This window comes from Streptomyces sp. E11-3 (assembly GCF_046540415.1).
GTDB lineage: Bacteria > Actinomycetota > Actinomycetes > Streptomycetales > Streptomycetaceae > Streptomyces.
In genome coordinates this window covers 632,392-653,678 of the sequence record NZ_JAZGRL010000002.1, presented here as the reverse complement: position 1 = coordinate 653,678, position 21,287 = coordinate 632,392, and the positions used below count along the sequence as shown (strand labels likewise).

17 protein-coding genes and 1 riboswitch are annotated in these 21,287 nt (G+C 70.8%); of the genes, 14 read left to right on the top strand and 3 right to left on the bottom strand.

Annotated elements, in window-relative coordinates:
• Positions 1-79 precede the first annotated feature (79 nt).
• The 8 genes from U9R90_RS21720 (at position 80) to U9R90_RS21685 (ending at position 9,822) form a co-directional block, all read left to right on the top strand.
• Positions 80-1,546: a GuaB1 family IMP dehydrogenase-related protein gene (locus U9R90_RS21720; RefSeq protein WP_411058323.1), complete on the top strand. Its 1,467-nt coding sequence runs from the start codon at positions 80-82 to the stop codon at positions 1,544-1,546.
• 249 nt (positions 1,547-1,795) lie between these two features.
• A complete protein-coding gene (locus U9R90_RS21715) occupies positions 1,796-4,087 on the top strand; it encodes a nitrate- and nitrite sensing domain-containing protein (RefSeq protein ID WP_411058322.1) in 2,292 nt (763 codons plus the stop codon).
• Positions 4,080-4,508, top strand: a complete 429-nt coding sequence (locus tag U9R90_RS21710) for a roadblock/LC7 domain-containing protein (RefSeq protein WP_411058321.1) — start codon at positions 4,080-4,082, stop codon at positions 4,506-4,508. The genes U9R90_RS21715 and U9R90_RS21710 overlap by 8 nt, the downstream gene beginning before the upstream one ends.
• A gap of 3 nt (positions 4,509-4,511) precedes the next feature.
• On the top strand, positions 4,512-4,907 hold the full coding sequence (locus U9R90_RS21705; protein WP_411058320.1) for a DUF742 domain-containing protein: 396 nt from the start codon (positions 4,512-4,514) through the stop codon (positions 4,905-4,907).
• A gap of 299 nt (positions 4,908-5,206) precedes the next feature.
• Positions 5,207-6,619: an amino acid permease gene (locus tag U9R90_RS21700; RefSeq protein ID WP_411059765.1), complete on the top strand. Its 1,413-nt coding sequence runs from the start codon at positions 5,207-5,209 to the stop codon at positions 6,617-6,619.
• Between the two features lie 10 nt (positions 6,620-6,629).
• A complete protein-coding gene (locus tag U9R90_RS21695; protein ID WP_411058319.1) occupies positions 6,630-7,085 on the top strand; it encodes an Lrp/AsnC family transcriptional regulator in 456 nt (151 codons plus the stop codon).
• 193 nt (positions 7,086-7,278) lie between these two features.
• Positions 7,279-8,076 (top strand): carbon-nitrogen hydrolase family protein, encoded by a 798-nt coding sequence (locus U9R90_RS21690; protein WP_411058318.1) that lies wholly within the window; start codon positions 7,279-7,281, stop codon positions 8,074-8,076.
• A gap of 51 nt (positions 8,077-8,127) precedes the next feature.
• Positions 8,128-9,822 carry a flavin monoamine oxidase family protein gene (locus U9R90_RS21685; protein WP_411058317.1) on the top strand — a complete coding sequence of 565 codons (1,695 nt, stop codon included), beginning with the start codon at positions 8,128-8,130 and terminating at the stop codon, positions 9,820-9,822.
• Positions 9,823-9,933: 111 nt separating this feature from the next.
• Here the strand turns inward: U9R90_RS21685 and U9R90_RS21680 are convergent, their stop codons facing one another.
• Complete coding sequence (locus tag U9R90_RS21680) at positions 9,934-10,668, bottom strand: DUF5995 family protein (protein WP_411058316.1); 735 nt, start codon at positions 10,666-10,668, stop codon at positions 9,934-9,936.
• 107 nt (positions 10,669-10,775) lie between these two features.
• Here U9R90_RS21680 and U9R90_RS21675 point away from each other — a divergent pair, with 107 nt between their 5' ends.
• Entirely contained in the window at positions 10,776-11,996 is a 1,221-nt protein-coding gene (locus U9R90_RS21675) for a glycoside hydrolase family 6 protein (protein ID WP_411058315.1), read from the top strand.
• Here the strand turns inward: U9R90_RS21675 and U9R90_RS21670 are convergent.
• Positions 11,972-13,198, bottom strand: coding sequence for an MFS transporter (locus tag U9R90_RS21670; RefSeq protein WP_411058314.1), 1,227 nt, complete (start codon positions 13,196-13,198; stop codon positions 11,972-11,974). The genes U9R90_RS21675 and U9R90_RS21670 overlap by 25 nt on opposite strands.
• Before the next feature lie 160 nt (positions 13,199-13,358).
• Here U9R90_RS21670 and U9R90_RS21665 point away from each other — a divergent pair, with 160 nt between their 5' ends.
• Complete coding sequence (locus tag U9R90_RS21665) at positions 13,359-14,567, top strand: ROK family transcriptional regulator (protein ID WP_411058313.1); 1,209 nt, start codon at positions 13,359-13,361, stop codon at positions 14,565-14,567.
• Positions 14,568-14,697: 130 nt separating this feature from the next.
• Here U9R90_RS21665 and U9R90_RS21660 read toward each other — a convergent pair whose 3' ends face one another.
• Entirely contained in the window at positions 14,698-17,031 is a 2,334-nt protein-coding gene (locus U9R90_RS21660; RefSeq protein WP_411058312.1) for a chitinase C-terminal domain-containing protein, read from the bottom strand.
• Positions 17,032-17,306: 275 nt separating this feature from the next.
• A riboswitch (FMN riboswitch) is annotated at positions 17,307-17,437 on the top strand.
• Between the two features lie 186 nt (positions 17,438-17,623).
• Here U9R90_RS21660 and ribD point away from each other — a divergent pair.
• Genes ribD through U9R90_RS21640 form a run of 4 tightly spaced genes read left to right on the top strand, consistent with a single transcriptional unit; the run spans position 17,624 to position 21,273 of the window.
• Positions 17,624-18,712 carry a bifunctional diaminohydroxyphosphoribosylaminopyrimidine deaminase/5-amino-6-(5-phosphoribosylamino)uracil reductase RibD gene (ribD, locus tag U9R90_RS21655; RefSeq protein ID WP_411059764.1) on the top strand — a complete coding sequence of 363 codons (1,089 nt, stop codon included), beginning with the start codon at positions 17,624-17,626 and terminating at the stop codon, positions 18,710-18,712.
• A 1-nt stretch (position 18,713) separates the two neighbouring features.
• Positions 18,714-19,364, top strand: a complete 651-nt coding sequence (locus U9R90_RS21650; protein WP_411058311.1) for a riboflavin synthase — start codon at positions 18,714-18,716, stop codon at positions 19,362-19,364.
• Positions 19,361-20,011: a nicotinamide riboside transporter PnuC gene (locus U9R90_RS21645; RefSeq protein ID WP_411058310.1), complete on the top strand. Its 651-nt coding sequence runs from the start codon at positions 19,361-19,363 to the stop codon at positions 20,009-20,011. The genes U9R90_RS21650 and U9R90_RS21645 overlap by 4 nt, the downstream gene beginning before the upstream one ends.
• Entirely contained in the window at positions 20,008-21,273 is a 1,266-nt protein-coding gene (locus tag U9R90_RS21640; RefSeq protein WP_411058309.1) for a bifunctional 3,4-dihydroxy-2-butanone-4-phosphate synthase/GTP cyclohydrolase II, read from the top strand. Before U9R90_RS21645 ends, U9R90_RS21640 begins: the two co-directional genes overlap by 4 nt.
• The last annotated feature ends 14 nt before the right edge of the window (positions 21,274-21,287 follow it).

Genomic DNA, 21,287 nt, shown 5'->3' with positions numbered 1-21,287 from the left:
GGATCACACCAACGCGGGGGCGCTTTGCTGTGTCTCTGTGGGAGTGACCTGCGCCGTTTCGCGTGAAAATGTGAGACTTATGCGTTTTCTTGAGCCAGGTACCGGGCGCCCCGTGGACTCTTCTCCGGTCCCCTACGACCTGACGTACGACGATGTCTTCATGGTGCCGAGCCGCTCCGCTGTCGGCTCCCGGCAGGCTGTGGACCTCTCCGCGCCGGACGGGACGGGCACCACGATTCCACTGGTCGTGGCGAACATGACCGCGATCGCCGGTCGCCGGATGGCCGAGACCGTCGCCCGTAGGGGCGGTCTTGTCGTGATCCCCCAGGACATTCCGATCGAGGTCGTCACCGAGGTCATCACCTGGGTCAAGACCCGCCACCTCGTCCTGGACACCCCGATCATCCTGGCTCCGGCGCAGACCGTCGCCGACGCGCTGTCGCTGCTGCCGAAGCGGGCGCACGGTGCCGGTGTCGTCGTGGACGAGGACCACAAGCCGATCGGTGTCGTCACCGAGTCGGACCTGTCCGGCGTCGACCGGTTCACCCAGCTGTCCGAGGTCATGTCGAAGGAGCTGCTGCTCATCGACGCCGACATCGACCCGCGTGAGGCCTTCACCAAGCTGGACGCGGGCCACCGCAAGGTCGCGCCCGCCGTCGACAAGGACGGGCGGCTCGTCGGCATCCTGACCCGCAAGGGCGCCCTGCGCGCGACCCTGTACTCGCCGGCCGTCGACGCCGCGGGCAAGCTGCGGATCGCCGCGGCCGTCGGGATCAACGGTGACGTCGCGGGCAAGGCCAAGCAGCTGCTCGACGCCGGTGTGGACACCCTGGTGGTGGACACCGCGCACGGCCACCAGGAGTCGATGATCTCCGCGGTCAAGGCCGTACGGGCGCTGGACCCGCAGGTTCCGATCGTCGCGGGCAACATCGTCGCCGCCGAGGGCGTACGGGATCTGGTCGAGGCGGGCGCCGACATCATCAAGGTCGGTGTGGGCCCCGGTGCCATGTGCACCACCCGCATGATGACCGGCGTGGGACGGCCGCAGTTCTCGGCCGTGCTCGAGTGCGCCGCTGAGGCCAGGAAGTACGGCAAGCACGTGTGGGCCGACGGCGGAGTCCGTCACCCGCGCGACGTCGCCATGGCGCTGGCCGCCGGTGCGTCCAACGTGATGATCGGGTCGTGGTTCGCCGGTACGTACGAGTCGCCCGGGGACCTGCAGCAGTCCGCCGACGGGCGGCTGTACAAGGAGTCCTTCGGGATGGCGTCGGCGCGTGCCGTGCGCAACCGCACCTCCGAGGAGTCCGCCTACGACCGGGCCCGCAAGGCGCTCTTCGAGGAGGGCATCTCCACCTCGCGGATGTTCCTGGACCCGACCCGTCCCGGCGTCGAGGACCTGATCGACTCGATCATCGCGGGCGTCCGCTCCTCCTGCACCTACGCCGGTGCCGGGTCGCTGGAGGAGTTCGCCGAGCGCGCCGTCGTCGGTGTGCAGAGCGCCGCCGGTTACGCGGAGGGCAAGCCGCTGCACGCCAGCTGGAGCTGAGCGCCCCCGCTTGGCCGCCGCCTGCTTCTGACACGGCCCCGATCGTCTTCGTACGGTCGGGGCCGTTTCGTGCGGTTCGGGGCCGTCGAAATATTGCGACGTGCATGCCAAGTCACGTAGCTTGCTGCTCCTACCAGGGAGTAACAACTGCGGACCCCCCGCCGTTCGGGCTCCGTGTGCCCGTCGCCGTCCCTGCGACGGCCGCGGGCCGCCGCTCTCCCGCAGCCGCTCCACGCACCTGGGGAGACCATGCTCCGGAAACCGCGCCGTCCCACGATCCGCGGCCGGATCGTGGCCCTCACCCTCGCACCGGTCATCGCCCTGCTGGGGCTGTGGAGTTTCGCCATGGTCTCGGTGACCGGCGACCTGCGGGCCCTGATCCGGCTGCAGAGCGTCTACGAGGGCTTCGGAACACCGGTCGACACCGCAGTCGGGCAGATCCAGATCGAACGCCGGATCTCCGCCGAGTACCTGGGCAAGGGGGAGGACGGCGGTACGGCCGCCGTCACCGCCCTGATCACCCAGCACCGCAAGACCGACCGGGCCGTACGCGCCATGCGGGAGGCGATCGACGACCCAGAGCGGCGCGATGAACTCTCCGACGGGCAGCGCGCGGCCCTCTCGGAGATGGCCGAGGCCGCCGGGCGACTGGGTGGCCTGCGGGAACGGGTGATCACCCGGAAGATCTCCTGGGACCGCGCCGTCGACGCCTATACCGGCGTCGTCGAACCGACCTTCGCCGTGCAGTCCGCGCTCACTGCTCTGCAGGCAGGACAGCTGGCCCGCGAGGCGCAGGTCGTCATCGAACTGGTGCGGGTCAGGGAGTTCGTCTCCCGGGAGGACGCCCTCGTCGCGGGCGCCCGAGCCGCGGGCGGCCTCACCGCACGCCAGTACGGCCTGCTCACCGCCACCATCGAGGACCGACGGGTCTTCCACCGTACGTACGTCCCCGCGCTCCCCGACGACTCCCGGGAGCTGTTCGAGGAGTTCGAGAAGGACGACGCGTACCGGGCGCTGATCGCCGGCGAGGACGCGCTGCTGACAGCGGGGGCGTCCGGCGCGGGACGGGCCGTCACCGCCGACTCCTGGCGCACCACGACGGACCGGGCGGTCCAGCGGTACATGCTGCTCTGTACCCGGTCGGCACTCAACAGCGCCGACCGGGGCCGCGACTTCGCCTACCGCGAGGTGGTCCAGGCCGCGGTCGTGGGCGGTGTCGGACTCGCCGCCGGCGGACTGTCCCTCTGGTTCTCGGTGGCCGGGGGCCGCCGGATCTCCCGTCGCCTGGAGGAGCTGCGCGACGCCGCGGACCTCCTCACCACCCGCCAGCTGCCGGAGGTGATGGAGCGCCTCAGCGCCGGCGATGAGGTGGACGCGGCCAAGGCGGCCCCGCCCGTGGACTTCGGCGACGACGCGCGGGGCCCGGACGAGATCGGGCAGGTCGGGCAGGCCCTGAACACGGCACGCCTGGCGGCCGTCGAGGCCGCCGTCGAGCAGGCGAACCTGCGCCGCGGCGTCTTCGCGGTGCTGCTCAACATCGCCCGCCGCAACCAGGCGCTGGTGCACCGCCAGTCGAAGCTCGTCGACACCCTGGAGCGCCGTACCAGCGACCCGGACATGCTTCACGAGCTGTTCCGGATCGACCATCTGACCACGCGTATGCGCCGCCACGCGGAAGGCCTGATCATCCTCTCCGGGGCCGCGCCGGGACGCAGATGGCGGGGTCCCGTCCCGGTCGCCGACGTCGTGTCGGCGGCGGTCGGCGAGATCGAGGACTACACCAGGGTCGAGGTCCCGCCGATGCCGCCCACGGGCGTCCGCGCGGAGGCGGTGGCCGACGTGGTGCACCTCGTCGCCGAACTCGTCGAGAACGCCGCCGTGTTCTCGCCGCCGCACACCCAGGTCACCATGCGGACCGGAGAGGCCCGCAACGGCTTCGTCCTGGAGATCGACGACCGCGGCCTCGGTATGGACGCGGACGAGCGGGCGCGGGCGCACGAGACGCTGTCCCGGCCCGGCACGTTCAACCCGGTACGGAACGACCGCCTCGGCCTGTACGTCGTCGGACGGCTCGCCGAACGGCACGGCATCGAGGTCACCCTCTGCCCCTCGCCGTACGGCGGCACCACGGCTGTGGTGCTGCTGCCCCATGCGATCCTCGCTGCCATCGAGCCGGTGACCGGTACCGGACCCGTGGCGGAAGAGCGTGAAGAACCGGTGCGGGAGGCGCTGCCCGCTGCACGTAAGTCGGCCTCCGAGGCTGCCGTCCCTGAAGCTTCCGTCCCCGAAGCCGGCACCTCCGTACGGAAGTTGCCCAGGCGAGTGCGCCAGGCCTCGCTCGCCGCGCCCCTGCGTGACGAACCGGTGGAGCAGGACCGGCCCCCCGCCCGCGAGGTGACCGCCGACGAGATGCGCACCATCTTCGGCTCCTTCCAGCGCGGACTCGACCGCGGCCGCCAGGGCGACCCCGTCGGCCCGCCGCCCGCGATCCCCGCCCAGAGCCCCCGTACGACCGAAGAGGGAACGGACGACGATGACTGACGAACAGGTGTCGGACCAGACCCGGGGCGACCTCGGCTGGCTGCTGGACGACCTGGTGGCCAGAACCGGCCATGTCCGCCAGGCCGTGCTGCTGACCAGCGACGGCCTGGCCACCAGCGCCTCCGACGGCATGGACGAGAAGGACATCGAGCACCTCTCCGCGGTCTGTGCGGGCTTCCACAGCCTCGCCAAGGAGACCGGCGCCCGCTTCGCGGCCGGGAACGTGCGGCAGACGATGGTGATGCTCGAAGACGCCTACCTGTTCGTCACCCCGGCGGGAGACGGCAGCCGACTGGCGGTGCTCAGCGACATCGAGACCGACGTCGGACAACTGGCCCACGAAATGGCCCTGCTGGTCAGGCGGGTGGGGCGCCATATGGCCGTCCCCGCCCGCGCTGCCACCGAAGAGGTCGACCCCTGATCCGTGCGCGACAACCAGTACGAAGACGAGCAGGACGAGCACTGGTACGAGGACGAGACCGGGCCGATGGTGCGGCCCTACACCGTTACCCGAGGCCGGACACGTCCTGCCGCGGCGCACACAGTTGACCTGATGTCGCAGGTCACAGCCGTGGAAGCAGCTCCGTCCGCGGCGCGTCTCGACCATGCCCGCAGTTCCCTGCTCGGCCTGGTGCGGCGCGGACCGCGACCGGTCGCCGAGATCGCCGCCGACGCGGATCTGCCCCTCACGGTCGTCCGTGTCCTGCTCGTCGACCTGGTCGAGGCCGGTCTGGTCCAGGTGACCCCACCCCGCACCGACCAGCGGCACCGGGACCCGGCCCTGTTGAGGGAGATTGCCGACCGTCTGCGCGACTTGTAACGGCGATGCGCAACAAACATCCATCTGTCGCTGTTGCGCGCAATGATCATTCGCGGATGCGCAAGGTTGGTGCATTACGTATGGGAACACCCAGCTCATAGGCTCGACCGCTGTACGTGGAGTGGCGGCGACCGCCTGCTCGGCGGCCCCCGGCCACAGGTGCTTTCGCCCTGCCCTGCCGTGGGCCGTCGCGGTCAACCGCCGCTCGACCCGCAGCACGACAAGGAGCGTCCCCAGTGTTGGACCAAAGCTCGGCACCCCCCACGGCCGTACGAACCCCCGGGCTCGGGGCGCGGCTGATGCGCCGCAAGCCCGTTGAGGTGTTGGTCGCCGAGGGCGGTCAGGGTGAGGGCGGCACGCTGCGGCGGTCGCTCACCATGTGGCAGCTGACCATGATCAGCATCGGTGCCACCCTCGGTACCGGCATCTTCGTCGTCCTCGGCGAGGCGACCCCCAAGGCCGGACCCGCCGTAACGATCTCCTTCGTCATCGCCGGCCTGACCGCCCTGTTCTCGGCGCTCTCCTACGCGGAGCTGGCCGGTTCCGTACCGGTCTCCGGCTCCTCGTACTCCTACTCGTACGCGACCATGGGCGAGCTCATCGCCTGGATATGCGGCTGGTGCCTGATCCTCGAGTACGGCGTGTCGGTCGCGGCCGTCGCGGTCGGCTGGGGCGAGTACCTCAACGAGCTGCTGGACGGCACCCTCGGCGTCACCATCCCCGAGACGGTGTCGGCCCCGCTCGGTGAGGGCGGCTACGTCAACCTCCCGGCGCTCATCGTCATCCTGCTCGCCATGGTGTTCCTGATGGGCGGTGCCAAGGAGAGCGCCCGAGTCAACACGATCATGGTCGTGATCAAGATCGCGACGCTGCTGCTCTTCTGCGCGATCGGCTTCCTGGGCATCAAGGCGGGCAACTACACCCCCCTCGCCCCGCTCGGTATCACCGGGATCAGCGCCGGTGCGGCCGTCCTGTTCTTCTCGTACATCGGCTTCGACGCCGCCTCCACCGCCGGTGAGGAGGCGAAGAACCCCAAGCGCGATCTGCCGCGCGCGATCATGCTGTCCCTGGTGATCGTCACGGTCCTCTACTGCATGGTCGCCCTGGTGGCCGTCGGCGCCATGCCGTGGGAGAGCTTCGAGGGCACCGAGGCCGCCCTCGCCCAGATCATGAAGGACGTCACCGGACACAGCTTCTGGGGCGTGGTCCTGGCCGCGGGCGCCGTCGTGGCCATCGCCAGCGTCGTCTTCGCGGTGCTGTACGGCCAGACCCGTATCCTCTTCGCGATGTCCCGCGACGGGCTCGTGCCCAAGATCTTCGCCAAGGTCGACGCGAAGACCGGTGCGCCGCGCGCCAACACCGTGATCGTCTCGCTCTTCTGCGGCACCCTCGCCGCGTTCATCCCGCTGGGCGAGCTGGCCAACGCCACCAGCATCGGCACCCTCTTCGCCTTCGCGCTGGTCAACATCGCCGTCGTCATCCTGCGCTACACCCGGCCCGAGATGAACCGCACCTTCAGGGTGATGCTCTTCCCGGTCACCCCGATCCTGGGCTTCGTCTTCTGCGCGTACAACATGTACAGCCTTCCGGGCCTCACCTGGATGTGGTTCGGTGGCTGGATGGTCGTGGGTCTCGTGTTCTACTTCGGATACGGCATGCACCGCTCCCAGCTCGGGAACGCGCCGTCCGAACTGGCCACCGCAGAGAAGTGATCCACCCGCAGTGCGACTGAATGACCTCGACGAACGCATCGTCCACGCCCTCGCCGAAGACGCCCGCCGCTCCTACGCGGACATCGGCTCCGAGGTGGGTCTCTCCGCCCCCGCCGTGAAAAGGCGGGTCGACCGGCTGCGCGCCGAAGGCGCCATCACGGGCTTCACGGTCCGGGTCGACCCGGCGGCGCTCGGCTGGGAGACCGAGGGGTTCGTCGAGATCTACTGTCGGCACAACACCGCGCCCGACGACATCCGCCGTGGTCTGGAGCGGTATCCGGAGGTGGTGTCCGCGTCGACCGTCACGGGGGACGCGGACGCCGTCGTCCAGGTCTTCGCCTCCGACATGCGCCACTTCGAGCGGGTGCTCGAGCGCATCGCGGGTGAGCCCTTCGTGGAGCGCACCAAGTCGGTGCTGGTGCTGTCGCCGCTGCTGAGGCGGTTCACGTCCGGGTCGGTGGCGTAGGACCGTACGGGTACGGGAGGCGAGGCTTCCGTACCGGGCCGCGCTGGGGCGCGCAACGAATCGCCGCATCGCGTCGAAAACACGCAACAGATCGCTCGGCGTCGCGCAACGGTGGCGCCTTGTCCGGGCAGAACTCGGGCCCGTACCGTCAAAGCGTCCCCAGAACACCCTTCCGTACCGCCCGAGGAAGCCCATGCCGCCGCTGCGCACCGCCCTGCTCCAGAGCTCCGGACGCCCCGGTGACGTGGCGAAGAACCTGGAGCTCCTCGACGCGGAGGCGGGTCGTGCGGCCGCCACCGGGGCCGGGCTGCTGGTCTGCCCCGAGCTGTTCCTGACCGGCTACGCGATCGGCGACGATGTGCACCGGCTCGCCGAGCCGGTGGACGGCCCGTCCGCCCGTACGGTGGCCGAGATCGCCCGCCGCCACGGCATCGCGGTGGCGTACGGCTATCCGGAGCGCGCGGGCGAGACGGTCTTCAACGCGGCGCAGCTCGTCGGCCCTGACGGCACCCGCCTACTGAACTACCGCAAGACCCACCTGTTCGGCGCCTTCGAGGCGGAGAAGTTCACGGCAGGCGATCAGCCGGTCGTCCAGGCCGAGCTGGGCGGTCTGACCGTCGGCGTGGTGATCTGCTACGACGTGGAGTTCCCGGAGAACGTACGGGCGCACGCCCTGGCGGGCACCGACCTGCTGCTGGTCCCCACCGCGCTGATGCACCCCTTCCAGATCGTCGCCGAGTCCGTGCTGCCGGTCCGGGCCTTCGAGAACCAGATGTACCTTGCCTACGCCAACCGGAACGGCCCCGAGGGTGAGTTCGAGTTCGCCGGGCTGTCCACCCTGGTCGGACCTGACGGGGTCGCCCGCGCGCGTGCGGGTCGCGCCGAAGAGCTGGTCTCCGGCGATGTGGACCCGGAGTTCCTGAACGCCTCCCGGGCGACCAACCCGTATCTGCGGGATCGGCGGCCCGGCCTCTACACCTCCCTCGTCTGAGCAACACCCCCTCGCTTCCCCCTTCACCACCGCGCAAGGAGTCCGTACCCCATGACGTCCACGGTGCCCACCGCCGTCCAGCACACCGACGCGCAGCCGCCGATCACCATGTTCGGTCCGGACTTCCCGTACGCCTACGACGACTTCCTCGCACACCCGGCGGGGCTCGGCCAGATACCCGCGGGCGAGCACGGCGCCGAGGTCGCGGTCATCGGCGGTGGGCTCTCCGGCATCGTGGCCGCGTACGAGCTGATGAAGATGGGCCTCAAGCCCGTGGTGTACGAGGCCGACCAGATCGGCGGGCGACTGCGCACGGTCGGCTTCCCCGGCTGCGATGGCGACCTCACCGCCGAGATGGGCGCGATGCGCTTCCCGCCGTCGTCGACCGCCCTGCAGCACTACATCGACCTGGTGGGCCTTGAGACCCGGCCGTTCCCCAACCCGCTGGCCCCCGACACCCCCTCCACGGTCGTCGATCTCAAGGGCGAGTCGCACTACGCCGAGACGGTCGACGACCTGCCGCAGGTCTACCGCGACGTGATGCACGCGTGGAACGCCTGCCTGGAGGAGGGCGCCGACTTCTCCGACATGAACCGCGCCCTGCGCGAGCGCGACGTCCCGCGTATCCGGGAGATCTGGGCGAAGCTCGTCGAGAAGCTCGACAACCAGACCTTCTACGGCTTCCTCTGCGAGTCCGAGGCCTTCAAGTCCTTTAGGCACCGCGAGATCTTCGGCCAGGTCGGCTTCGGCACCGGCGGCTGGGACACCGACTTCCCGAACTCCATCCTGGAGATCCTGCGCGTCGTCTACACTGAAGCCGACGACCACCACCGCGGCATCGTCGGCGGCAGCCAGCAGCTGCCGCTGCGCCTCTGGGAGCGCGAGCCCGAGAAGATCGTGCACTGGGCGTACGGCACGTCCCTGAAGTCGCTGCACGAGGACGGCGAGCCGCGCCCCGCCGTGACCCGGCTGCACCGCACCGCGGGCAACCGCATCACGGTCACCGACGCCTCCGGGGACATCCGCACCTACCGTGCGGCGATCTTCACCGCCCAGTCGTGGATGCTGCTCTCCAAGATCGAGTGCGATGACTCGCTCTTCCCGATCGACCACTGGACGGCGATCGAGCGCACCCACTACATGGAGTCCTCCAAGCTCTTCGTCCCGGTCGACCGGCCGTTCTGGCTGGACAAGGACGAGGAGACGGGCCGCGACACCATGTCGATGACGCTCACCGACCGCATGACGCGCGGCACCTACCTGCTGGACAACGGCCCCGACCAGCCCGCCGTCATCTGCCTCTCCTACACCTGGTGCGACGACAGCCTGAAGTGGCTGCCGCTGTCCGCGAACGAGCGGATGGAGGTCATGCTCAAGTCGCTCGGCGAGATCTACCCGAAGGTCGACATCCGACGCCACATCATCGGCAACCCGGTCACCGTGTCCTGGGAGAACGAGCCGTACTTCATGGGCGCGTTCAAGGCCAACCTGCCCGGCCACTACCGCTACCAGCGGCGCCTGTTCACCCACTTCATGCAGGACGAGCTGGCCGAGGACAAGCGCGGCCTGTTCCTCGCGGGCGACGACATCTCCTGGACGGCCGGCTGGGCGGAGGGTGCCATCCAGACCGGGCTCAACGCCGTGTGGGGCGTGATGCACCAGTTCGGCGGGGCCACCGACCCGACCAACCCCGGGCCCGGCGACCTCTACGACGAGATCGCACCGGTCGAGCTGCCCGAGGACTGAGAACCTGAGGCCGGCCGGGGGTGAGCTGTCACCCCCGGCACCGGCCGCGGCGAGGGGCGGCAAGACCAGGGGGAGCCCCCGAGGCCGCCGCACTCAGCGAGGCTGCCGCACTCAGCGCCAGGGTGTCAGCAGGCAGCGCCCGACCAGGCCGACGCCATCGTCCATCCGTACTCTGAACTCCTCGGCCAGCTCCGGGAGTTCCCGCAGCCCCCACAGCACCCGCGCCGCCGACCAGGCGGCCTGCCGGGCCCGCTCCAGGCTCCACGAGCCGACCAGGTGCGTCAGTGGATCGGCGACCTCCAGCAGGTCGGGCCCTGGCATCAGGTCCTCCCTGACGCGCTCCTCAAGGGCCACCAGGAGATCGCCTACGCGGTCGAACTCGTCCTCCAGGTCGGCCGGTTGGCAGTCGAGCGTACGACAGGCGTCCACCACCGCGAGCGCCAGATCGTGCCCGATGTGCGCATTGATACCCGCGAGCGCGAACTGCACCGGACGTACGCCCGGATGCCGCCGATGCTGGAACAGCGGCCGCCAGCACGCCGCGGGCCGCTGCCCGTCGACCACCGTGTCCACGGCCGCCAGATAGCGCTCGGCGAACCGGACGTCCAGCGTCGCGGCCGCCGGGGCGTCCGGGAACACGCCGGCGCCGATGTGCTGTCCGACCTCTTCGGTGACCGTCAGATAGACCCGGTTGAAGACGGCGACCCCGTCGTCCGGCGGCCAGGACGCCCCCAGCGCGCGCATCCGTGCGACCAGGGTGCCGACGTCGGCCGGGACCGCCGGGGCCGTGTTGTTCTGCCGGGGTGCGGGGGTGTGCGCCCCGGGGGAATGCAGGGTCTGCGCCATACACGCAGCGTCCCAGTCGTAAGCTGGCGCGGGGTTCACCTGGCCGCGACCTTCCCCGAAACGGGGGAACGGCCGGTGGCAAGCACGTCAATCTGGGGGGATTCACCGTGTCAGGCTCACGCGCTCAGCGCCGGGTCGATCGCGCCGGACGCCGCTGGGCGGCCGGGCGACAGGCGATGGCCGCCGCCGCGTCGGTCGTGGTTGCCGTGGGGGCGGCGATGGGCGTGCTGTCGACCGTGCAGGACGGCGGCGAACGGGACGAGGCGCGCCCTAAGGAGTCCCGGTCCCCGACCCTGCAGCCGCTGCCCGCGGTCCCGACGCCGACCCCGTCGAGCTCACCGTCCGCGTCTGCGTCGCCTTCGCCGTCCGCCTCGAAGTCGAAGAAGCCGCCGAAGGCGTCCCCGACACCCGAGAAGAAGTCGAGCCCGACCAAGCCCCCGGCCCCCAAGCCCGCCGAGCCCGCCGACAGCAAGCTCTACCGCCATGGCCAGTCGCAGGTGCTCGACTGGGTCAGGGCCAACCGCGGCGACCCACGGCGCCCCCTGATCGAGGAGCGGATAGCGGACAGGCCCGCCGCGGTGTGGTTCGCCGAGTACAACCCGGACGTGATCACCTCACGGGTGCGCGCGGTCACCTCGCCATCCGGCAGCCGGGTGCCGGTCCTGGTGGCGTACGCGATACCCGACCGCGACTGCGGCGGCGCGTCCCAGGGCGGCGCGCCCGACCTCGCCGCGTATGACCGGTGGATCGAGAAGTTCGCCGCGGGGCTCGGCTCCGACGAGGTCATCGTGATACTGGAGCCGGACGCCATCGCGCTCTCCGACTGCCTCTCGGCCGGGCAGCGCCAGGCCCGGTTCGCCTCACTGGCGCGCGCGGGACGCGCGCTGCACGCCGCGAACCCGAAGGCCAGGGTCTACTACGACGCCGGGCACTCCGGCTGGCACCCGGCGGCCACGATGGCCGGCCTGCTGCGTCAGGCGGGCGCCGGTTCAACCGCCTCCTCGGACGGCATCTACACCAACGTCTCCAACTTCCACCGAACCGGCGACGAGGCGGCCTACGCCCGCCAGGTGCTCTCCGCCCTGGGCGGCCCCGCCTCACTCGGCGCCGTCATCGACACCAGCCGCAACGGCAACGGCCCGCCGCCCGGCGGCGCCTGGTGCGACCCCGCGGGCCGCAAACTGGGGCAGCCGCCGACCCTCAGCACCGGTCAGTCGCGGATCGACGGCTACCTGTGGATCAAGCTGCCCGGTGAGGCGGACGGCTGCCGGGGCAAGGCGGGCAGCTTCACCCCGGACTACGCCTACGACTTGGTGACCGGGGGCTGACCCTGCGCGGCGGTGGCCGCCTGTTCGCGGGCCTCGGCGCCGACCCTGCCCGCCGTACGCAGCACGCCCGCGCACGCGATGAGCCCGAAGGCCAGGGCCGTCACCAGGCCGAAGGAGACCACCAGCGAGGTCACGTCCGCCACCGCGCCGATCGCCGACGGGGCGATCAGGCCCGAGGTGTACGTGATGGTGGCGACCCCCGCGATGGCCAGGCTCGGGTTGTCGCCGCTGCGGCCCGCCGCGGCGAAGGCCAGCGGCACCACGACCGCGACCCCCAGGCCGATGAAGGCGAAGCCGGTCAGCGCGAGCGCCGCGTTGGGCGCGGTCACCACCAACAGCCCGCCGATCGTCGCGAACACCCCGCCGACGCGCACCGTACGCACCGCGCCGAACCGGTCGACCACGGCGTCCCCGCACAGCCGCGCCACCGCCATGGTCAGCGCGAACGCTGTCGTGGACGCGGCCGCGACCCCCGGTGAACTGCTCAGCACGTCCCGCAGGTAGACCGCCGACCAGTCCAGGCTCGCCCCCTCCGCGAACACCGCGCAGAACCCGACCGCGCCGATCAGCAGCGCCGACTTCGGCGGCAGGGCGAACCGCGGCGGCGGCGCCTCGTCCGAAGTGCTGCGCAGATCGAGTACGCCCTGGCAGGCGAGGACACCGAAGACGGTGAGCGCCCCCGCCGCGAGCAGGTGGTGCAGCCGCGCGTCGGCGCCCAGGTGCGCGGCGAGGGTGCCCGCGGCCGAGCCGATCAGGGCGCCCGCGCTCCACATGCCGTGCAGCCCGGACATGATCGAGCGGTCCATGCGGTTCTCGATCTCCACGCCGAGAGCGTTCATCGCCACATCGGACATCCCCGCCGTCGCCCCGTACACGAAGAGCAGAGCGCACAGCGTGAGCAGATTCGGCGCCAGCGACGGCAGCACCAGCGCCATCGTCCACAGCGCCAGCAGCCCGCGCAGCGCCGTACGGGCCCCGAAGCGGTGACTGATCGCGCCCGCGAGCGGCATCGCCAGCGAGGCGCCGATCGCGGGGAAGGCCAGCGCCAGGCCGAGCTGGCCCGCGCTCACGCCGGTGTGCTCCTGAATCCACGGCACCCGGGTCGCGAAGGACCCGGTGACCGCACCGTGCACACAGAACACCGCGGCCACGGCATACCGCGCCCGCCTCAACTGCCGTATATCAAGGGTGACTTGACCCATCTGCCCCTCCCCATCGTGGCTTCCTGTCCCGCGCGCCGTAAACTATCAGGGACCCTGCCTGATAAAAAGGCGATATCCAGCGGCACGCAGGAGCTGGGAGCTAGGAGTCGGGGGCAGGCAGTCGGGAGCCAGCAGCCAGGAGTCTGGAAGGATCGTCACCATGCCCGCATCACCCAGCACCGCCCGGGCCATCAACGACCGGCTCGCCCTTCGACTGCTGCAGCGGGAGGGCCCGTTGACGGCCACCCAGCTGAAGCGGCTCACCGGACTGTCCCGGCCCACGGTCGCCGACCTCGTGGAGCGCCTCCAGGGCTCCGGGCTGATCACCGTCGTCGGCGAGGCGGGCGCCGAGCGCCGCGGTCCGAACGCGCGGCTGTACGGCATCGTCGCCGACCGCGCCCACCTCGCCGCCCTCGACGTGCGCACCGACGGTGTCTCCGCGATGGTCGCCGACCTGCTGGGCACCGTCCTGGCCGAGGACACCCTGCCGATCGACAAGGACGCGGGTACCGAGTCAGCCGTAGAGGGGGCCGTGGCCCTGCTGGAGCGCACCGCCAAGGCGGCCGGGGCGCGGCCGCTGCACAGCGTCGGCATCGGCGCACCGGGCCTGATCGACCCGGCCACCGGCGAACTCCGCAACACCACCGGCCTCCCGGCCTGGCACCGGAGCCTGGTCGCCGCGCTACAGCAGCGGCTCCCCGCGACGGTCCTGGTCGAGAACGAGACCAACCTCGCCGCCGTCGCCGAGCAGCACTGCGGCGCGGTGACGGACCGCGAGACCTTCGTGCTGCTCTGGCTGGGCGCGGGTGTGGGCGCCGCCGTCGTGCTCGACGGCGCGCTGCGCCGGGGGGCCTCCGGCGGCACCGGCGAGATCGGCTTCCTGCCGGTGCCGGGCACCGGCGCCCTGCCGTCGGCTACCGGGTGCGACGGCGGCTTCCACTCGCTGGCCGGTGCGGCCGCCATCTGTGAACTCGCCGCGGAACACGGACTGTTGGCGGCTACGAAGCCGGACGAGCGGGACGCGCCGGACGAGCGGCGCGCGGCGGCGGTCGTCCGAGCCGCGGTGTCGGGCGAGCCTGGCGCGGACCCGGCCGCGGCCTTCCTTGACGGGCTCGCCGAGCGTCTCGTGGTCGGGGTGGCGTCGGTGGTCGCCGTCCTGGACCCCGGCTGTGTGGTCCTCGGCGGCGAAGTGGGCCGCGCGGGCGGGACGGAGCTCGCGGAGCGGGTGGCGGTCAGGCTCGCCGCGATGACGCCGCTGGCGACCGAGGTGCGGGCGGGCGCCCTGGGTGGCACCGCGGTCCTGCACGGCGCGTTGTACACCGCACGGGACGCGGCCCAGGACGAACTGTTCGCGGTGCCCAGGACATAGGTGCCCAGGGCATAGCAGACCCGGCGGCGGGCAAGGGCCGTCGACACCGCCGCCGGGTGGTTCAGAACCTCAGTACCTCAGTACCTGAGGCCAGGCCAGGTCAGGCCATGTCCGGTCAGGCCAGGCCAGGTCAGCACGGGCCGAGGTCCTCCCAGACCCCCCACTCGCCGGTGGTGCCGGGCTCCTCGCCCCGCGTCCACCACTTGGCCTTCCAGGAGTGCCCGTCGTGGGAGACGACGGAGCTGCCGCCGTACGCGTCCTCCGCGTTCCAGGCCGGGTCGGTGCACTCGCCGCCACCGCCACCGCCGTCGCCGCCACCGTCACCCCCGCCATCGCCGCCGCCCTCGCCGGGCTCGACCACGGTCGTCCCGCGCGCCAGGTCACCGGCGAGTCCGTACGTCCTGCCGTCGAAGGACACCGTCCAGTTGGACGGAGTCGACACCGGCAGGTAGTAGACGAAGTCGAGCTGCACCGAGTCGCCGGGCGCCAGAGACTGCCAGCTCGGCAGTTTCAGCGAGGCGCGGTGGTAGTCGCCCTTCAGGCCGCCGACGTTGTCCCCGGTGTGGTCACTGCGGATGATCTCCGTACCGAAGCCCGACTGGTCCTTGGCGTTGGCCGGAGCGGACGTGGCGTAGTCGAACTGGAACTCCGTGCCGCCGGGCAGGGTCGACTGCGTCTTGTTGGTGATCGTCAGCTTGGGGCTGATGGGGTAGTTCGAGTCGCCGAGCGGGAACTCACCGAAGCCCACCTCGATGTCGACGGCCTCGGTCGGCATGTCGATAGTGGCGCGCTGCGCACCGTACGGCGCGGCCGACTTGAACTTCTCGTACATCGTCGTGGTGAGCGTGTCACCCATCTCGTACTGGCCCTTGGCCGCGTTCCAGCCGTAGTCGCCCGCCAGCTCCCAGACCATGGTCCCGCCGAGCCCGCGGTCGACCACGTAGTCCGCCTTGGTGGCGACGGACTCCTCGTCCTCAGTGGACAGGAACACCTTCTTCTCGGAGTTCCACAGCCACGGCGCGACCAGCGTCGAGTCGTACTTGCGCGCGTAGTCGCCCGTCAGGGAGGTGTCGGCGGGGAATCCGTAGTCGGTCACATAGTCCCCGACGACGCCCTTCTCCAGGTTCTTGGCGTGCCACATCGGGTTCGAACCGGCAGGGGACTCCTGGCCGTTGTCGTCCTTGTCGTGCCACAGGTTGTCGATGCCGGACGCGCCGTCACCGCACTTGGTGAGCCCGGAGCCCGCCGGGCAGTCGGTGCTGGCCGCCTTGCCCCACAGTCCGTCCGTACCGCCCTGTACGTTCTTGAATCCGCGGGTGTAGTAAGGCAGTCCCATATTGATGCGGCCCGCGGGCATGGACCCGCGGAAGTAGTGATAGGCCCAGTCGGCGTTCAGATAGCCGATGCCGCCGTACTGGGACGTGGAATAGACCCCGGCGGCCGCGAGTTCCGCGTCCTTGCCGTCGTCGAAGAGCGAGGCGTTCGGCCCGACGTATTCGTTCCAGGCGCCATGGAGGTCGTACGACATGATGTTGACGTAGTCCAGATACTTCTGCATCTGGTAGGTCTCCATGCCGCGCAGCAGATAGCCGGATGACGGCGCGGCCACGGTGAGCAGATAGTGCTTGCCGTCGGCGGCACCGGCCCGGTCGAGCTTCTCGCGCAGCGTCTTCATCAGGGCGTCGTAGCCCTTGACCAGGCCCGCGCGCCGGGGGTTCGAGATCGACCAGTCCAGCGGATTGCCCGCGTCCTTCATGGTCGTCGCGTACTCGTAGTCGATGTCGACGCCGTTGAATCCGTACTTCTTGATGAAGTCGACCGTGGAGTCGGCGAATGTCTCGATACCGGCGTGATTCACCGAACCGTCGGCGTTGGTGGCCATCTTGTAGAAGCCGCCCGAGTCCACCCGGTCGCCGTTGTCGTCGAAATATCCGCCGGTCTCGGCCCAACCGCCCACCGAGATGAGTGTCTTGACGTTCGGGTTCTGCTTCTTGAACTTGTTCAGCAGATTGAAATGACCCTTGTAGGAGTACGCGGGGTCCATCTCGGCGCCCTCGACACCGGGCCAGGTCATCCCGGTCGCGGCGTTCTTCGCGCTGTCCGATCCGACGGAGAGCTTGCCCGCGCCGTCGATGTGCCCGAAGGCGTAGTTGATGTGGGTGACCTTGTCCCACGGAATGTCGCTGGCCAGATAGGCGGGCGTGCCGTCCTGGCCGGTGCGCCAGCCGGTGAAGTAGCCGATGACGCGGCGCTGGTGGTCGGCGCCCATCTTCTCGCGGCCTTCGGTGTCGTAGACCGAGCAGTACGGGACGTCGACGCCCGACGTCGTATAGAGGCCGTCGGGGCGGCACGAGGCGTCGTCCACGGCGTGTGCGGTGGTCGCGGTGAGGCCGCTGAGCAGCAGCCCGGCGACCGCCGCACCCGTGGCGAGCAGCGTGGCTCTCGCACGTGTGGGGGACAGCACGTCGGTTCCTCCTGGGGAGGCTTGGTGTCGCACAACGAATCAGGGCAGGGGCCCCGGTGTGCGCACACCGGCCGGGCCAACTCCTCGGAGTGACGCAGAGATTAAGAGGACTAGACCAGAGCGTCAATAGGTATGGACCAATCCGGAAGGGGGTGGGCTCTGGCCGCCGTACCGGATAACAGGAAATGTCCACGTCAACGTGCTGTGAGTCAGCCCACAGGTGATCGCCCGCATGCATCGCGCCCGACCGTGGCACACTGACCCTGTACCAACAGCAGCGCACTCCGGGGTCGGTGTAATTCCGAACCGGCGGTTACAGTCCGCGACCCGGCCGCATCCAGTGGCCGGTTGACCAGGTGAAATTCCTGGACCGACGGTGAAAGTCCGGATGGGAGGCAGTGCGCGGCGAGCGGGCATCTCTGTACGCCGCCGTTGGTCCGCCCTCGTCGGCGGATCACTTCCGGCGCCGTACCTCATACGAGATGCGCAGCTCGTCCATTCTGTCGTCCGCGACAGGCCCCGGAGTCCGTGCCCGAAGAGGCAGGAGGACCCGGTGGCCACCGAAGCAGCGCCCGCCCCAGAGCGTGCCGCCATGCGCCGCGCCATCGAGCTCGCCGCGCTCGGACTCGGTTCCACCAGCCCCAACCCCGTCGTCGGCTGCGTCATCCTGGACGCCTCCGGCGAGCGCGTAGGCGAGGGCTACCACCAGCGCGCCGGCGGCCCGCACGCCGAGGTGCACGCCCTGCGTGCGGCAGGCGAGCAGGCCCGCGGCGGCACCGCCCTGGTCACCCTCGAACCCTGCAACCACACCGGCCGCACCGGCCCCTGCGTCCAGGCCCTGATCGACGCCGGGATCACCCGTGTGGTCTACGCGGTCGGCGACCCCAACCCCACCGCGACCGGCGGCGCTGGGCGACTCCGCGACGCCGGCGTCGAGGTGGCCTCCGGCCTGCTCGAAGACGAGGCCGCAGCGGGCAACACCGCCTGGCTGACCTCCGTACGCACCAGCCGCCCGTACGTCACCTGGAAGTACGCCGCGACCCTCGACGGCCGGATCGCCGCCGCCGACCGCACCAGCCGCTGGATCACCTCCGCCGGCTCCCGCGCCGACGTCCACCGGCTGCGCGCCGAGGCGGACGCGGTCGTCGTCGGCTCCGGCACCGCCCGCACCGACGACCCGCACCTCGCCGTGCGCGGCATCGACGGCGCCACCCAGCCGCTGCGCGTCGTCGTCGACACGAACGCCACCGCCGTACGGCCCGGCGCGCGAGTCCTGGACGACGCCGCCCGCACCCTGGTCGCGGTCGCCGCCGACCTCGGCCCCGACGCCACCGCACACCTGCCGGCAGTCCTCCGCGTCAAGCGCGCCGCCACCGGCCTGGACATCCCCGCACTCCTCGCCGCCCTGTACGACGACGGCGTCCGCTCCGTTCTCCTGGAGGGCGGGCCGACCCTCGCCGGAGCCTTCGTCGCCGCGGGCGCCGTCGACCGGATCGTCGGCTATCTCGCCCCGGTCCTGCTCGGCGCGGGCCCCGCCGCCCTCACCGACGCCGGAATCACCACGATCACCGAAGCGTTGCGGCTCGACGTGACCGAGACCGTACGCATCGGCCCCGATCTCCGCGTCACCGCCGTCCCGCTGCCCACCGCCCCTGTCACTCCCGCCTCGAAGGAGCACTGAAGTGTTCACCGGAATCGTCGAAGAGCTGGGCGAGGTCACCGCCGTCGAGAACCTCGGTGACTCCTCCCGCTTCCGACTGCGCGGCCCCGTCGTCACCGAGGACGCCAAGCACGGCGACTCGATCGCCGTCAACGGCGTCTGCCTGACCGTCGTCGACCGCGAGGGCGAGGAGTTCACGGCCGATGTGATGGCCGAGACCCTGAACCGCTCCAGCCTCGGCGCACTCGCGGCCGGCTCCCGGGTCAACCTGGAGCGCCCGACCGCCGTCGGCGCCCGGCTCGGCGGCCACATCGTCCAGGGCCACGTGGACGGCACCGGCACCATCGTCGACCGCAAGCCCTCGGACAACTGGGAGATCGTCAAGATCTCGCTGCCCGCCGGGCTCTCCCGCTACGTCGTGGAGAAGGGCTCCATCACCGTCGACGGCGTGAGCCTCACCGTCGTCGACGCGGGCCCGGACTACTTCACGATCAGCCTGATCCCCACCACCCTCGCGCTGACAACCCTCGGCATCAAGCAGCCGGGCGACCCGGTCAACCTCGAAGTCGACGTCATCGCCAAGTACGTGGAGCGCCTGCTCGGCGCGCAGGCAGGAGAGCGCGCGAACGGCGCCCGGGAGCGTGCGAACGACGCCGGGGAGCGCGCCAAGTGAGCACCTTCGACTTCCTCAACACCGAGGCCTTCACCGCCTTCGGACAGCACGTCATCTGGTCCGACATGGTCGGCAACAGCGTCGGCCTGGCGGCCCTCGCCCTTGGCTGGCGGCGCTCCATATGGACCTGGCCCGCACAGCTCCTGTCCGGCCTGATCCTGGTCGCCGCGTACTCCTCCGCCCAGCTCTCCGGCGGCGTCGGCAAGCAGCTCCTGGTGATCGGCGTGGCCGTATGGGGCTGGCGCCAGTGGCAGCAGGGACGGCAGCAGGCCCAGGACGGCTCCATCGCCATCCGGTTCGCCTCCTGGCGCGAGCGCGGACTGCTGCTCGTCTCAGCGGCCCTCGGCACCCTCGCGGTGGGCGGCCTGTTCACCGCGTTTCCGTCTCTGTCCTGGAGCCCGTGGGCCGACGCCTACATCTTCGTCGGCACCCTGGTCGCCATGGTCGCCCAGGCCCGCGGCCTGGTGGAGTTCTGGTTCGCCTGGCTCCTGGTCGACCTCGTCGGCGTCCCGCTCGCCTTCAGCAGTGGCCTGGCCTTCTCCGGCCTGGTGTACGTGATCTACCTCGCCCTCGTCCTGTGGGGAATGCGCGACTGGTGGCTGCGCTCCCGTGCGACCGCGCCCGTTCTGGAAGGAGCACCGGCATGACTACCGCCCCCGTCTGGTACTCGACCGACAACGCCGAGGACCTCGCCCTCGACCCGATCGAGCTGGCCATCGCCGACATCGCGGCCGGCCGCCCGGTCGTCGTCGTGGACGACGAGGACCGCGAGAACGAGGGCGACCTCGTCATCGCGGCCGAGAAGGCCACACCCGAGATCGTCGCCTTCATGATGAGCGAGTGCCGCGGCCTGATCTGCGCCCCCATGGAGGGCGACGAACTGGACCGCCTCGCGCTCCCGCAGATGGTCCAGGACAACACCGAGTCGATGAAGACCGCCTTCACCGTCTCGGTCGACGCCTCCGCCGCGCACGGCGTGAGCACCGGCATCTCCGCGTCCGACCGCGCCACCACACTCCAGCTCCTGGCGAACGGCACGGCCCAGGCCGACGACTTCGTACGCCCGGGACACATCTTCCCGCTGCGCGCCAGGCCCGGCGGCGTCCTGGTCCGCAACGGCCACACCGAGGCCGCCGTGGACCTGGCCAGGCTCGCCGGACTGCGCCCCGCCGGAGCGATCGTGGAGATCGCCGGTGAGGACGGCCGGATGCTGCGGCTGCCCGAGCTGATCCCCTTCGCCCGCAAGCACGGCCTGACGATCATCTCGATCGAGGACCTGATCGCCTACCGGCGCACCGCCGAGCCGACCGTACGCCGCGAGGCCGAGGTCGAGCTGCCCACGGCCCACGGCCGCTTCACCGCCTACGGCTACCGCTCCGTCGTCGACGGCGTCGAGCACGTCGCCCTCGTCCAGGGCGACATCGGCGATGGCGAGGACGTCCTGGTGCGGGTGCACTCCGAGTGCCTGACCGGCGATGTCTTCCACTCGCTGCGCTGCGACTGCGGGCCCCAGCTGCAGGCCTCCATGGACCGCATCACCGACGAGGGCCGCGGTGTGGTCGTCTATCTGCGCGGCCACGAGGGGCGCGGCATCGGCCTGCTCTCCAAGCTGCGCGCCTACGAGCTCCAGGAGCGCGGCCGCGACACCCTGGACGCCAACCTGGAACTCGGCCTGCCCGCCGACGCCCGGGACTACGCCGCGGGCGCCCAGATCCTCGCCGACCTGGGCGTACGCAGCCTGCGGCTGATGACCAACAACCCGGAGAAGACCGAGGCCCTGGTGAGCCACGGCCTTCAGGTGACCCGGCGCGAGCCGGTGCACGTCCAGACCGGGGAGCACAACCTGCGGTATCTGCGCACCAAGCGGGACCGGATGGGACACGACCTGCCCTGGCTCGACGCGAACTGACGCGTCCGGGCCCG

Coding starts and splice junctions, on each gene's coding strand:
- U9R90_RS21720 (WP_411058323.1), top strand. CDS start 80: ATGCGTTTTCTTGAGCCAGGTACCGGGCGCCCCGTGGACTCTTCTCCG.
- U9R90_RS21715 (WP_411058322.1), top strand. CDS start 1,796: ATGCTCCGGAAACCGCGCCGTCCCACGATCCGCGGCCGGATCGTGGCC.
- U9R90_RS21710 (WP_411058321.1), top strand. CDS start 4,080: ATGACTGACGAACAGGTGTCGGACCAGACCCGGGGCGACCTCGGCTGG.
- U9R90_RS21700 (WP_411059765.1), top strand. CDS start 5,207: ATGCGCCGCAAGCCCGTTGAGGTGTTGGTCGCCGAGGGCGGTCAGGGT.
- U9R90_RS21690 (WP_411058318.1), top strand. CDS start 7,279: ATGCCGCCGCTGCGCACCGCCCTGCTCCAGAGCTCCGGACGCCCCGGT.
- U9R90_RS21685 (WP_411058317.1), top strand. CDS start 8,128: ATGACGTCCACGGTGCCCACCGCCGTCCAGCACACCGACGCGCAGCCG.
- U9R90_RS21680 (WP_411058316.1), bottom strand. CDS start 10,668: ATGGCGCAGACCCTGCATTCCCCCGGGGCGCACACCCCCGCACCCCGG.
- U9R90_RS21670 (WP_411058314.1), bottom strand. CDS start 13,198: ATGGGTCAAGTCACCCTTGATATACGGCAGTTGAGGCGGGCGCGGTAT.
- U9R90_RS21665 (WP_411058313.1), top strand. CDS start 13,359: ATGCCCGCATCACCCAGCACCGCCCGGGCCATCAACGACCGGCTCGCC.
- ribD (WP_411059764.1), top strand. CDS start 17,624: ATGCGCCGCGCCATCGAGCTCGCCGCGCTCGGACTCGGTTCCACCAGC.
- U9R90_RS21640 (WP_411058309.1), top strand. CDS start 20,008: ATGACTACCGCCCCCGTCTGGTACTCGACCGACAACGCCGAGGACCTC.